General features: G+C 39.2%; 6 protein-coding genes. 2 read left to right on the top strand and 4 right to left on the bottom strand.

All coding sequences use genetic code 11. The annotated features are described in order from the left end of the window. Positions 1 to 11 precede the first annotated feature (11 nt). Genes H7U17_RS17950 through H7U17_RS17940 form a run of 3 tightly spaced genes read right to left on the bottom strand, consistent with a single transcriptional unit; the run spans position 12 to position 7036 of the window. Complete coding sequence (locus H7U17_RS17950) at positions 12 to 1499, bottom strand: RagB/SusD family nutrient uptake outer membrane protein (RefSeq protein WP_186758133.1); 1488 nt, start codon at positions 1497 to 1499, stop codon at positions 12 to 14. Between the two features lie 24 nt (positions 1500 to 1523). Continuing rightward, positions 1524 to 4784, bottom strand: coding sequence for a SusC/RagA family TonB-linked outer membrane protein (locus H7U17_RS17945; protein ID WP_186758132.1), 3261 nt, complete (start codon positions 4782 to 4784; stop codon positions 1524 to 1526). A gap of 23 nt (positions 4785 to 4807) precedes the next feature. Further along, positions 4808 to 7036, bottom strand: a complete 2229-nt coding sequence (locus H7U17_RS17940; RefSeq protein WP_186758131.1) for a fasciclin domain-containing protein — start codon at positions 7034 to 7036, stop codon at positions 4808 to 4810. Between the two features lie 532 nt (positions 7037 to 7568). Here H7U17_RS17940 and H7U17_RS17935 point away from each other — a divergent pair. Next, a complete protein-coding gene (locus H7U17_RS17935) occupies positions 7569 to 11177 on the top strand; it encodes a hybrid sensor histidine kinase/response regulator transcription factor (RefSeq protein ID WP_186758130.1) in 3609 nt (1202 codons plus the stop codon). Positions 11178 to 11439: 262 nt separating this feature from the next. On the opposite strand, the gene H7U17_RS20775 is transcribed toward H7U17_RS17935, so the two are convergent. Then, the gene (locus H7U17_RS20775) at positions 11440 to 12927 is read right to left on the bottom strand and encodes a PKD domain-containing protein (protein WP_186758129.1); all 1488 of its coding nucleotides are present in this window, start codon (positions 12925 to 12927) and stop codon (positions 11440 to 11442) included. A 535-nt stretch (positions 12928 to 13462) separates the two neighbouring features. On the opposite strand from H7U17_RS20775, the gene H7U17_RS17925 reads away from it, so the two are divergent. Further along, the gene (locus tag H7U17_RS17925) at positions 13463 to 14794 is read left to right on the top strand and encodes a rhamnogalacturonidase (protein ID WP_186758128.1); all 1332 of its coding nucleotides are present in this window, start codon (positions 13463 to 13465) and stop codon (positions 14792 to 14794) included. Positions 14795 to 15081 lie beyond the last annotated feature (287 nt).

Here is a 15081-nt window from a genome sequence, read left to right as displayed (position 1 = left end):
ATATTTTAGGTTTATTTGATGTAGTAAGGATTTTGAACCAGCTCAGGGTTGGCATCCAATTCCAGATAAAACACTGGAAGGTAATGGCTTCGCGTATCCCTTAATTGGTTCAAAATTGAGTTCAGATTAGTCTCAGGGGCATTGGTAATCGCCGCGTTCAACATTAAATCCAGATTGGAGTAATTATCCATTTTGGATACCCTTAGCAGATCAAACCAGCGTTTTCCTTCAAAAGCCAATTCCCTAGCCCGTTCGGCCAATACATAACGCACGATATCATTGGCACTTGAAGCTGAAGGACTTTCTTCTGTAGCATCCACTGCACCACCTCGCTCTCTTATTTCGGCAACAATTTCAAGCGCTTCTTCTCCCCTACCAATTTGGGAGAGCCCTTCCGCCTTCATCAGCATTACATCTGCAAGACGGTAAACAATCCAGTTGGCATAGGAATCTGTCGCTTGGCGACGTTGACTTTCTCCCAAACCGATGTATTTCCAGATTTCTCCGCTGGACTTTAGCGTAACATCAATACTTCTTGCATCAATTTCTTCTGGAAAATTGATATCAAAACCATAGGTGTCTTCCAGCACAGAAGGATAGGCCAAAAACCTTCTTCCTTGGACCGTGCTGAACATATTAAAGAAGGCGTTGTTCTGAGGCGCCTCATATTGGATTTCGAAAATACTCTCTGTCGAATTTCCTTCCACAAAAAGAGACCTCAACCAGTTCTCTTGCTCTACCAAACTATAAGGACCTGCTAGCACCTTGTCCGCTGCCTCAACAGCTTCTTCATAATTTTCCATCCACAAATGCACATCTGCCTGAAGGGCATTGATGGCATATTTGGTCATCCTGCCCTTAGAAGCAGCTGAAGTCTCATAAGACTCATAAATATCAGCTTCCGCTAGATCCAAATCCTCTAATATTTGTGCAAGCACCTCTTCTTCACTGGCTTTGGGCATGGTCAATTCATCTTCATCACTGTCTATCGCATCAGTCACTAAGGGTACTTCTCCAAAGGTCCTTACGAGATAGAAATACATCAACGCCCTTAAGCCTCTTGCCTCTGCCACATAATTATTCAGGTCTTCCACTTGGAATGTTTCATCGGTATCCAATGCCTGAGGACCATTTTCAATGACATTATTACACAGGTTAATGGTACCATAGAAACCACTCCAATCCGCCAAGGGATTAGTCGCTTGGATATTCCCAAAAATAATTTGGGTATCATTATAGCTGGCACCCGTATTAAGAGCCAACATATAACCTCTCAACTCACCCCAAAGAAACATCCTCTCTGTCAGTTGGTAGCCTCTATAATTACCATTCAACGAGGCATAAGCCCCAATCAAAGCAGATCTAACTTGCTCTTTGGTTTGCCAAAAGTCCTGCTTGACCACCCCATTCACTGGACGAAGGTCCAGCCAGCTGTCACAGCCTGATCCCAAAATGGTCATCAAAACCAGAAATGTATAGGATATATATTTTTTAAACATGGTTATCTTCTTTTATTGAACAAATTAGAACCGCGCGTTGATACCTAGGGTAAAGGTTTGGGAAGGAGGAGTACGTGCCTCATCATACCCAATTTGAAAGAGTCTGTTCGCATTGGAACTCATCAAACCTACCTCTGGATCCTGACCTGTATAATTGGTCCAGGTAAAAAGGTTTTCTGCTGTCACATAAAAACTCAAGTCCTTTAATTTGATTCTGTCCAAAAATGCTTTCGGCATACCATATCGAACTGTAAGCGTTCTAAACCTCATAAATGAACCATCTTCTACATACCTGTCTGACCCTAACCAGTTATAACCTGTTCTGATCAATGCCCTTGGCATATCAGTTTCATCACCAGGCCTCCTCCAACGATTAAGTACCGCCGTATTCTGGTTGTCATAACCATACATGTTTTCGGTCAGCATTTTGGTGCGATTCACAATATCTGCCCCATAGCGGAAATTGAAATAACCTGAAATCTGCAAATTTTTATAAGTGATCCTTGGGCCAAAACCACCGGTCAACTTCGGATTGGCATCACCTAACCATACAATGTCTCTGTAGTCGATATTTCCATCATGATTGATATCCTCATACATGGCATCACCAGGCTGAAATTCATAAGCGATATTTGGATAGTTGAACATCATCTGCACCACATCACCATTAGGACCTGTAATCACATTACCATTGGCATCTCTTGCGATGGTCGATTCGCCATCTTTGTAAACCCCTTTGTATTTGAACCCATAGAATGAACCTAATGGGTTTCCTTCCTGAATGGTCACAAAATAATTCCCATTGGACTGCATCGCCTCCAAGTTATCGGTTTGATACAAATCAGAAATTTCTTGGATGATGTTTTCGTTTCTGGCCACATTGAAATCAAAGTCGATTTTGAGATCACCTTTCTTATACGGAGTAGTAAATACTGAAAGCTCCCAGCCTCTATTGTCCATGGTACCTATATTCATATCTATGGAAGAGAAACCGGAAGAACTTGGAATCCTAAGGCCATTGAAGAATAAGTCCTTAGTGCGCTTACGGTAAACGTCCAATCCTACTATAAACCTACTCTGGAACATCTCCAAGTTTAAACCGAAGTTGGTCTGTCCAACACTTTCCCATTTGTAATTGGTCAACTCCAAGTTATCCGGTACCACACCGGTTTCGCCCAAGTAATTCCAATTCAAATTAGAAAAGGTACTAAAATGCAGGTAGTTAGACCGGGGAGTATTGCCACTCTCACCGTAACTGGCCCTTAAGCTCAACTCGTTGATCACGCTTAGGCTTTGCATAAATGGCTCACCAGAAATTCTCCACCTACCTGAAACACTGGGGAAAGTTCCCCACCTATTATTTGAACCGAACTTAGAACTACCATCTCTTCGTAAAGAGCCATTGATAATATAGCGATCTAAAAAACCATACTGTACATTGGCCAACATGCCAATGGCCCTAGACTGGCTAGTAGAAGAAGAAAGTGAGATATTATCTGTCCTGGTCACTGAGGAAGGGTCCTGCAAGAATGATGACGGCGCATTGGTCGTCCCCACATAATAACCATCACTCCTTACTTCATAGGTTGTAAACATCAATAATCCCATCAGACTATGATCTTCACCCAGATCTGGTGTATAATACAGTTTACTAAAAGTCTGGGTAATCAAATTCTCATAATCAGAATTAGAAGCTCTATTAACATTTTGGTTGTTCAAAGGCAAGCCTGTAGCCACCTGAGGTAAAAAATCATATGATTTCGTATTATTGATATCGAATGCTACATCAGACTGGAACATCAGATCCGGTCTGATGTGATATTGCAAAGTAAACTTTGGAATGATCCGATTGCTCTCTGATACATTGGAAGCTTCCTCAGCCATGGCCAAAGGATTATAGGTACCAGCAAATGATCCTTGGATATTGGACTCAGGAGAGAAATAGTTAGGGGTCAAATTACCATACACATCATATTCATAAACTGACATATTAGGCATTTTCTCATAGGCCACAGAACGAAGGTTATTTCTCCAGTTCCTAGTCGTTTTTGAATTGGTATAAGAAAGATCTGTCATAATACGAATCTTTTTGGATACCAGATAATCCAAGCCTATTCTTGTCGCAAATCGGTCAAATCCTGTCCCTTTGGTTGTACCAACTGAACCATTTTTATTGACAGATACCCTGTAACGGGTTTTCTCTCCACCACCTGATAAGGCGATATTATGGTCAGTCATATGGCCCAGCTGCGTGATCTGATCGATCCAATCTGTATTATTGCTGTAATTATAAAAATAGTAAGGATCATAAGGGTCATAAGAGAATTCCTTGTTGGCATTAATATTCAAAGGCACGCCAAAACTATTCATATAGCCTTCAGCAATCAAAGTGGAATATTGGTCACCATTCAGCATGGGGATCTGATCAGGCTGCTTGGTCACAGCACCTCTGAAACTGTAGGTTACGGTTGGTTTGCCCTTAGAACCTCTTTTGGTAGTGATCACCAAAACACCATTAGAACCTCTGGACCCCCATAGTGCAGTGGCAGCCGCATCTCTCAATACGGTAATGGACTCAATATCAGAAGGTGCCACATTCAATAGCTGAGCATATTGCTGTTCATTGGCATTGGCAAAGTCAAAATTGGATGTCTCAGTTTGGAAAGGAATACCATCCACAACAATCAAAGGTTCTGAAGAGCCATTAATGGATGTCGTACCTCTAATACGAATAGACATCCCTGCACCAGGATCTCCAGAGTTGGATACAATATCCACACCGGCCATTCTTCCTTGCAAGGCTTGGTCAATGGATAAGGCTGACATTTCCTTTAATAGTTCAGCATCTACCCTTGTAGAGGAAGAAGTCAGGTCACGCTCATCTATTTTCATCATTCCCTGATCAATCATCTTCTCAGCCGTCACTTCGGCTACATCCAGTTCACTGACGTCAAACTCCAGTTGTACGTTGATCTCAGAACGACCATCGATAGGAAGTGTAATGGTTTTATAGCCTATAAATGAAATTCTGATCCTATTTTGTTTGCTGGATACTCTCAGGGAAAATTCACCGTTTACATCAGTGGCCACTCCTCTCAGAGTCCTTTCATCACTATCCACTTCTACAACAGTGGCACCAATGATCGATGTCCGATCTTCTTTGTCAATGACCTGTCCTTTGACAATTTCCAGGGTTTGTGCCTGCTGTTGCTGGCCATTTGCCCCTGTGTATATCAAGGTCAGCCCCATGACAAACCACAAAAGTTTCTTGGTAAAATCTTGCATAAGAAATATTTTGGTTATTGGGGTTAGTTAGTTTCTAATACTCTATCTATCTCATGTAATACCGCATAACTTCCCAGGACATTACTGTTAGGGATGTTTACATTGGCTACATTTCCTTTTTCATCAGTCACTGTCATGGTGTATGGAGGCTGAAAACCGTTGGCACTGTTATCGATAATAACCTTTTTGATTTCTCCTTCCACTGTAGCGAAAAGTGTAGAAAAATCTTCACCCTCTTCACTGACAATTTTTTTACCATCAGGTACGATAATATCCCTTGGAACAAAATGGTATTTGAGGAAAGTAGCTATAGCGTACAATTCTTCCGAATCGTTGGTATATGGGTCCGCTGGTATTACCCCTTCAGCGATCGCAGCATCCATGGCCTCATTGGACGGAACCAATACAGTAAAAAACTGGCCTGGAGAAACTCCTTCGATCTGTAAAGAATTAGGATCGTAAATACTGGAATTAGCAAGGTATTCAGCAAACTTGGAAAACTGGGGTGTCTCCAAAATTTTCTCCGAAAGTACTTTTTCAGTATAATTCAGCAATCCATCAGTATAGAAATCCACTCCATTATTTGCCTGGTAAGTTTCATCTGTATTTACACCTACTGGCTCATCACTATCTACATTTCCTGAAGCGACAAACACACCATTTTCATATTTGATGTATTCACCTCCGTAGGTTTCCAATATTCCAGAACCGGAAATATCATCAAGCTCATCAGGATCACTTAATCTGATTATGCTAAGTTCTACCATCCTAATCAACCTTTCATAGGCTTGGTTAGGCTCTCCATTATAGGTCCACTGGTTCCTTGCCCCTGGGTCATATTCAAATCCGGCCTCATTCAATTGCTGGTTGGACATCATCATCAAAGCAAAGTTTTGACCTGGATCGGAAACGGTGAATCTATAACTATCCAAAAGCGTTCTCATGATACTGTACTGAGGATCCAAATAAGGACGGCTATAAACCGTAAAGAAGAAATTACCCTCTTGGACTTTATTGGTACCATAGAACAAGCCATTGCTGAGTACCTTTTGGTCTGTAAGATCCGCTTCAGGATCAAATCTAGCCTCCTCATTTAGCAAGTTGGTAAACAATTGGAACCGGCTTGGCCACATAGCAGACTGCCACATATGCATGTTAACAAAATCAAACAAAATTTGATCTGGCACGCTCGATAGGTCTCCATAGTACTCTAGCAGCACTTCATCCAAAAATTGCTGCAACGGCTCATTCTCAGGGACAAAAAGTGTCCAACTGTCTGATTGGGCATCATTTCCTCCGCTGAGAAAGTTTTCATTATTTGGCGCAAAAGCATAAGCACCCGTATATGACTTGACATGAACAGGTCCCCCAAGGTCATATACTGGAGAAAATCGTTCAGTCAACTCTGGATACGAGGCAGCATCATAACTAATGGCTGTATTGTTTTGCCTGTTTCTAAACTCCATTTCCAAAATGGATTTGAACAAGCTATAATTGGGATTCTCAGAGAGGTAATCTGCTATATTTTGCATCGGCTCTATTACCCGGTCTACCACATGCACATAACCATTTTCTGCAATTACATTGCTCAGAACAATATTTGCATCGGCAACCTGAGCGCCTGAAAACGGTCGATCATAAAAACCTTCAATATCATCAGCAGTCAAATCCAACTGATCCAGGTAATGCTGTAAAAAATAAGGCAAATACTTATTATTATTGTCATCGAGGTTATAAGTTCCGATCCCGTTCCTATTGGCAGCCACGATATCCAGCTCTGTCCCCTCTACCATTTCTTTGAAGACTCCTTTATAATAGGCAGTTTTTCTTCGAAATGATGACGAAAGTGTATCCATTTGCGGTCCAGTTTGATAATAAGCAAGATCGGTCAGGTTATAGGCATTGTAAACCAATGAATAAGAAACAATCTCACGTGCTTTTTCTTCGCTGATGTCATCGACACCATTGATATTGTTTTCTTGGAAGTAAAGTTCAAAGGCTTCATCATTGGGCGCAAAAGCGGTCCAGTAACCTGCAGAGCTTAGTGTCTGCTTATAGCCTGCCTTCTCCACCAATTCCAAATAATGGTCAAAATTTCCCTTAAACCGAACAGAATCAGAGAGCACCTGATAAATAGGCCCCTCCAAACCTTCCGGCCTAGCATAATACTCATCGAATTCTTCCTTACAACCAATAAGAAAGACCCCAGACAAGCAAAAACATGCAAAAAGCAGTTTAGTAAAGTTGTTCATAGATTATTGAGGTTTTGTTAATCAACACTGAATCCCTTAATGAAAACCCTATCCTTCTTGACTTATAAAAGATTCTAAAGAATCAAACTTCCAATTAGGAATGATTTTTCAAAAATGGATTTATACGAAATTTATAAAACTGGTTTGCTAATAGTGTTATGGCTTATACTGGTAGACGGCTAGTATTTTTAATTTCCTATAAAAAGTATATTATTTAATCATGACTTATAACAAGTAAAAGAAACTTAGTATTAACCTTGGATAGAACTCTTAAAATCAAGAGGATAAAACAACTAAATCGATTTTATTTATCATTTCCCCATCTTATCTTATCAGATAATCAGCACAATTCATATCACCTATTTTTGATAAAAAGAAATGACTTTACGGTTAGAACTTTAATCTCTCCCATATCCTGTGGGATAAAAGAAAATTAATTCTATTTTCGCTACTGGCATAAACAACTTGGAGAACCATGTCCCGGATTTTTATATTTTCTCTTTTATTTCATTTTCTTTTTATCCAGATCACTATGGAAAAAGGAAACGCACAAAATATGCGGTTAAAGTTCGAACAGTTAGATGTCAATAATGGATTGCCACAAAACGCTGTATATGCCATCACAAAAGACAAATATGGTTTTATGTGGTTTGGCACCTGGGGAGGGGCAGTACGTTATGACGGGTACAATACTAAGATTTTTCGTGCCAATGGAAATGACAGCACAGCTCTTCGGGATAATAGAATAAGTGCCATAGTAACAGATTCATTGAAACAAGTTTGGATTCAGGTAGAACCCAAAACCATGATTTATCGGTACAATTATGGAAAAGAAAACTTTGAGGAATTCCCCATTGAGCAAGCACCTAATTTTATTCAAGAAAAGTTACGTGCCCGTTATAGTTACCATATCAAATATGAGGAAAATGAACAATATAACTGGCTTACTTCTAAAAATGGATTGATCCAAATCTATAAACAAGAGAATGACACCCTTATTTACTATCCTGACCCCATGGATCCTCAATCACTTTCTGATGAATTCACCAAATACCTCTATTTGGATGACCAGGACCATCTCTGGGTAGGCACCCAATCTGGTGGGATCAACCATACAGATCTTAACACCAAACCTTTTGTAAATTATCGAAAAGACCAAAATGGCCAAGGATTGATAGACAATGTGGTAAGGGCAATTTGTACCGATCATGAAGGCCGGATTTGGGTAGGCTCAGAAAACCATGGTATCACGATTATAGACACCACTAGTACAAATTCCACTTATACTTATATTGGTGACAACAAGCTCAAAGACCTTCAGATACGGAGTTTATTTTGTGATAGCAAAGGCTTGGTTTGGATAGGCACCAAAAATGGTCTGTCCTATTATGATCCCAAAAAAGATGCTTTTTTCCATGCCGCAAAAACAGATTGTAGTATCGGGATTTTTTCCATTGAAGAAGATCAACAAGGGAATATCTGGGTGGGATCTTTTTATGGTCTCTCCCGATATGACAAGGAAAAAGACCTTTTTCATTGTTACGACAATACCTTAGGACTTGCTGGAAAACAAATCATGGACCTTCTGATTGACCAAGAAAACACCCTTTGGATTGCAACAGAAGAAGGAGGAATAAGTAGAATGTCTTTAGACATTTCCCCGAAATTGGATGACAAACCTTTCATTATCAATTATTCCCATTCCAATAAAGTGGATGCAGGCCCACTTAGTAACCGTACCTACTCTTTGACAGAAGATAACAGTGGTAGTATTTGGATAGCCACAGATGCGGGCTTAAGTGTATTTGATCCTACCAAACAAAAATTCAAACACTTCACACTACAAAATGGTCTCACTGATGAATTTATCATGGCAGTAGCATTTGATGGTAATGGTGCTGTTTGGGCCAGCAACACCAAAGGGCTGAGCAAAATCAACACAACTAATGGTGAAATAAAGAACTTTAATATTTTTGATGGTTTACAGGGCAATGAATTCAAGCAAAGTGCTGTTTTTCTGAACAAGAATAACGGTAAACTGTTTTTTGGGGGGTCAAATGGTCTCACTTCGTTCATTCCTGAGCAAATAAAAATTAATCCTTTTCCTCCAAAAGTCATTTTGACCAATCTAAATGTCATGCACGAAGATGTGCATTTGGGAACCAAAGTCAGGGACAGGGAAATATTGAAAAATTCCCTACTCACAACGGAGGAAATCACACTTACTTGGTGGGACAAGACATTCAGACTGGAATTTGCAGCTTTGCACTATACTAACCCACTAAGCAATAAATACAAATACAAACTCGAAGGATATGATAGCGAATGGATTTACACAGATGCTTCCAGAAGGATAGCCCCCTACTCTAACCTATCTCCTGGAGATTATGTATTTAGGGTATATGGAGCCAATAGTGATGGAATATGGAGTGAACAACCTGCCACCTTGCGGATAAAAGTGCTACCACCTTGGTGGCTGAGCTGGTGGTCTATTGGTATTTACTTGATAGCTTTAGCATTATTTGCCTGGATGGTATACCGTTACCTCATTGCTAAAATACGCTATAGAAAAAGGGAAGCTATCCATCAGGCCAAGCTCCAATTTTTTACGGAAATATCCCATGAATTTAGGACGCCTCTGACGTTGATTATTGATCCACTGGAAAGACTTTTGAAAGAAAAACCCAAAAAACAAATTGCAGCAAAATACCACCTTTTGATGCATCGAAATGCCAATCAACTTTTAATGCTCATCAACCAACTATTGGATTTCCGTAAATTGGAATCAGGTCATTTAAAACTCAATCTTCAGCATTCAGACATAATTTCATTTGTTCTTAGTCTTGGCAGTTCATTTGAAGAAATGGCCAAAAAAGGTGCTATTGACTTTAAAATAATGACTTCTACTGACCATTTTATCATGGACTTTGATGCCGATAAGCTCACCATGGTATTGAACAACCTTCTATCTAACGCTTTTAAATTCACACCTAATAATGGACAAATCATCCTTAAAGTAGACAAAACCACAAGTCCAACCATGGGAATTACCATCCTTGTGCAGGACAATGGCCAAGGGATTCCCAAAGAAGATCAGGAAAAAATATTCACAATATTCTATCAGAGTCCTCATAATAAAAAGCAGCAAAAAGGCTCAGGTATTGGACTTAGCCTTTGCAAGGAATTAGTGGGTCTGCACGGTGGTAAAATTGAGGTGGACAGTACTTTAGGAAAAGGTACAAGTTTTTCAGTATTTCTACCTGTAAGTATTGATTCAACGCATGAAATTCCCCCAAGCAAGCTTGAAGAAATAAATATTGAGGAACCCCTAACTACTGGCATTGATCCATCCACTAAGCATACCAACGATTCTGATACTGAAACCCCTCTGATCTTGGTGGTTGATGACAATACAGATATTCGGTCTTATGTAGAAATGAGCTTCAATATGGAATACAGGGTCACAACTGCTACCAATGGTATCGAAGGTATTGACAAAGCCGTTAATAGTATTCCCGACCTCATCATCAGTGATTTAATGATGCCGGATATGAATGGACTACAACTCTGCAAACAACTCAAAACAGATGAACGTACCAGTCATATACCTATTATTTTACTCACTGCTCGCCAATCTGCTGAAGCCAAGATGGAAGGCTATGAAACAGGAGCCGATGCATATGTCACCAAACCTTTTAATACTGACATATTAAAAGCCCAAGTACAAAACCTTCTCGAGCAACGTCGTCTCTTGCGGGAAATATTTTCAAAAGGATCATCCGCAGAGTTCAAAAAGATTGCAATCAACTCCGCTGATGAAAAATTCCTTGAAAAAATCAAAGGCTTGATAGAAAGTAATCTGGAAACTGAAAATCTAGATATAGATTCCTTGGCTGCGCAGCTCAATATGAGCCGTTCCCAATTTTATAGAAAAATTAAGGCGCTGACCAACAAATCCGCTGCTGATTTTGTCAATACTTTTCGCATGAATAAGGCTGCCGAATATTTATTGACTGGAGACTATAATATTACCGAAACTGCTTATAAAGTAGGGTATAATATTCCCAATAATTTCAGTAGGGCTTTCACCAAACACTTTGGCAGCTCCCCCAGCCAATACATTAAGGAATCGAAAAAATAGGACAAAGCTCAAAATAGTAATGGTCCAATGAAACAAGATTTCATTTTATGTGAATGAATAATTTTTATCCGACCAAAGACTATAGTCTTACAGAGATAATATATATATCTCACAAAGACACCTACCTCCTTTGATTAATAAGATACGGTTAGAAAAACGGGTAAACATATAATTAAAAAAAACCAGCCATCCTCATTTGAGAACGGCTGGCTCACTAACAAATCCCTATTAATTAATTTTATAACTATTTCCTGATGGAGTCCTATAACTGAACTAGTCTAAGGATTTCCTCAAAGTAAACTGCCTTTGCCTCATCAGTAAGCTGCCAATAATAGGATACTCCTCCCTCATCAGCACCAAAACCAAAATATGTCCTTGGTCCAGCTGCAGATTCACCTGCTCCATCATAAAACTCTGTACCGGTCTCAAAGCGAACATATAACATGGCGCCTGATCCAGGGTCACCTCCTGCTGCTCCTACACTCTCTGCCAATACTTCTCCATTAGTATCTGTAGCCGCATAAAGAAAATTGATTGGCGTATTGATCCAAGCAAGCTGATTCTCCTCAGTTAGGGTAACCTCATCAAAGGTGGCATCATCCGTTTTCAAAATTTGGGCACTAATCACCTCTCCTCCTGCTGGATTATATGCTATTGGATTACCGCTATTATTGAACCAGTTAAGTCGATTATTTCTTGCAGCCCATTGTGTATTAAGAATCAATGGTGCTGTCAAGGCATTCCAGGCAATCTTATCATTTCCATCAAAGTCAGATGAACTGCCACTTCGGCCAATGATTATCAAATCTGCCGCATTGAGCATATCTATATCTTCTTGAGGCGCTGTACTCAAGGCACCATTATAATAAGTGTTGACATTAAAACCCTTTTCCCTTAGCCATTCTATTTGAGCATCATCATTGGCATCATCGGTAATAAACATGATCGTAAATAATGAGGTATCTACAGGAACTTCAACAGTAACCTCTTGACTAGTTGTAACTACTTTCCCGTCATCACTAGTAGCAGTCAACACAACAGTATAAGTACCTGCAGCAGAATAGCTGTGACTTGGGTTTTCTTCCGTTGAACTATTCCCATCGCCAAAATCCCATGAATAGCTGATTACATTCTCTGAAGTATTGGTAAAGTTCACAGTAAGACCCTCGTCATCAAATGTATAAGCGGCCATTGGCGGACCTACTACTGTCAACTCCTGGCTGGTCTGAACGCTCGTTCCACCTTGAGCAGTACTGTTCAATACCACTGTATAAGTGCCTGCTTCTTCATAAGTATGCATAGGATGTTCTTCTGTAGAAGTATTGCCATCTCCAAAATCCCATGAATAAGAAACCGCATTTTCGGATGAATTGGTAAAGTTAACTGCCAAATATTCCATTTCAAAAGCGAAATCTGCTTTCAAATTTTCGACAATGGTAATATCTTCATCGGCTTCAACTATGGTTCCATTAGCTCCCTTAGCAGTTAATACGACAGTATATATTCCAGCGTATTCATAGGTATGAGTGGGACTTTCTTCCGTAGAAGTATTGCCATCACCAAAATTCCAAGAATAAGAGCTAACATTTTCAGAAGAATTATTAAATGTAGCCTCCAGCTCATTTGTAACAGTCGTAAAACCTGCTATAGGTTCTGCAGGTTCCAGGCCTTCCTCAGTACAAGAAGGTAAAAACAAAGTCGAGAAGGCAAGGGTCATTAAGACCAGTAAATTTCCATAAAATTTTTTCATAATGATCATTTCGGGTTTCATTTCCTTAAACTGGATATTCAACCAAATTATGGTAAAATAAAAACAAAACCGTTATGCACTGTTCTGAGGCACATAAATAAGAGAATTGAAGAAAATACAAATTGTTAGAATTGATGGATGCAGCGTCATGCCAATTCTATATGGCATAAACAATTACCTTATATAAATCCTTATCTGGTTATGAGGGACTGAATGCAACTGTTAAAATCTCCTTAATCAAACCAACCACATGAAAGTGATAAACAAATACGCAAGGCCTAAGCATAAAATTAATTCTACTGGTCGCTTAAGTACACTAAATAAAATATTCAGGATCAAACAAATAAATACAAACCCAATATTAATTACTGTAAAATTTCTCCTAAATGCCAAATTTCAATTTCTGGACAACCATGACATTACAGCATTGTTAGTTCCACACTTTTATTTACTTTCCAAACATATTAAGCAGCACAACTGATGATATGGCAATTTGTAATACTAGATTTTTGCCTATTATAAATAAACTATACTCATGAAAACCTATCTTTTAACATTCTTATTCCTACTTATCAGTACCAAGGCAATTTTAGCTCAAAATGAAGTATTCCCTGATGGAACAGCTATCCCTGATTGGTTTAGAGAAACAAAGGCTACTGATATTAATGAACTCGGCAAGCATTACCAAATCACTGATTATGGTATAGAAGTAGACAGTACCCTTGTACAAACCGATAGGATCCAAGCAGTAATTGACCAAGCATATAAAAATGGCGGAGGGGTTATTATAATACCTAAAGGGACTTTTCTTAGTGGCTCCTTATTCTTCAAGCCTGGCACCCACCTCCATCTTAAGGAAGGTGCTGTACTAAAAGGAAGTGATGATATCAGTCATTTCAAACTACTGGACACCCGTATAGAAGGACAAAATAGGAAGTATTTTGCAGCCTTAGTCAATGCCGATGGTCTAGATGGATTTACCATTTCAGGAAAAGGAACTCTTAACGGAAACGGTTTGCGGTTCTGGAGATCTTTTTGGCTTAGAAGAAAATGGAATCCAGAATGTACCAATCTGGATGAAATGCGTCCCAGACTACTGTTCATTTCAAATAGTAAAAATATCCAGGTTTCCGGAATCCGATTGATCAATTCCCCCTTTTGGACCTCTCATTATTATAAATGCGAAAATGTAAAAATACTTGATCTTTATATTTTTGCACCCCACGAACCTCAACATGAAAAAGCGCCAAGTTCTGACGCCATCGACCTGGATGTCTGCAAAAATGTACTGGTAAAAAACTGCTATATGTCCGTCAATGACGATGCCATTGCTTTGAAAGGCGGAAAAGGCCCCAATGCAGACAAAGATCCAAATAATGGTGGAAATTATAATATTATTGTAGAAGACTGCGAATTCGGATATTGCCACAGTGCCTTGACCTGCGGAAGTGAATCCATCCACAACAAAAATATCATCCTACGCAGGACTAAGGTATCACATGCTACACGGCTCTTATGGTTAAAAATGAGACCGGACACGCCACAGCACTATGAACACATCTTGGTAGAGGATATAAAAGGAAATGCAAAAAGCATGTTATACATTAAGCCTTGGACACAGTTTTTTGACCTTAAAGGTGAAAAGAACATCAGAACATCAGCAGCTGATCACATCAGATTTCGAAATATTGATTTAGAATGTGACCAAGTATTCAATACTCGAGAATCTGATCAATACAAAGTATCCTATTTAAGCTTGGAAAACATCCAACTTTCTACTCCCGAGGATCAGGATGTCAAATTAGATTATATCCATCACCTTCAGTTTAAAAATACAAGTATTAATGGTAGACAAGTCGCCCAATAATCTATTGAAAGAAGATTTATTAAGGTAGCGATGCTTTATCTTAGATAATTTGAAAATACCTTCAATTCATTTTACTATAAAAAAGTGGAGCCATCAAATGGCTCCACTTTTTTATTAGCTCAGCAGTATTTTAAGACCTACCCAAATACAACAACCAACAGATTATCAAAACCTTACCAAAACTATATCAAAAAGAACGTTCATAAATGATAGCTTTTTGAACGTTTAGGATAGGTAATAACTGCAGTATTTTCACACCTTTAAATCAAGGTTTAGATATAGTCTAG

It is taken from the genome of Echinicola salinicaeni (assembly GCF_014280965.1).
In the GTDB taxonomy this organism is placed as follows: domain Bacteria; phylum Bacteroidota; class Bacteroidia; order Cytophagales; family Cyclobacteriaceae; genus Echinicola; species Echinicola salinicaeni.
This window is presented reverse-complemented; position numbering and strand designations above follow the sequence as displayed.

What these genes read in the sequence shown, in the direction of transcription:
- H7U17_RS17950 (WP_186758133.1), bottom strand. Translation starts at nt 1,499, where the DNA reads ATGTTTAAAAAATATATATCCTATACATTTCTGGTTTTGATGACCATT.
- H7U17_RS17945 (WP_186758132.1), bottom strand. Translation starts at nt 4,784, where the DNA reads ATGCAAGATTTTACCAAGAAACTTTTGTGGTTTGTCATGGGGCTGACC.
- H7U17_RS17940 (WP_186758131.1), bottom strand. Translation starts at nt 7,036, where the DNA reads ATGAACAACTTTACTAAACTGCTTTTTGCATGTTTTTGCTTGTCTGGG.
- H7U17_RS17935 (WP_186758130.1), top strand. Translation starts at nt 7,569, where the DNA reads ATGGAAAAAGGAAACGCACAAAATATGCGGTTAAAGTTCGAACAGTTA.
- H7U17_RS20775 (WP_186758129.1), bottom strand. Translation starts at nt 12,927, where the DNA reads ATGAAAAAATTTTATGGAAATTTACTGGTCTTAATGACCCTTGCCTTC.
- H7U17_RS17925 (WP_186758128.1), top strand. Translation starts at nt 13,463, where the DNA reads ATGAAAACCTATCTTTTAACATTCTTATTCCTACTTATCAGTACCAAG.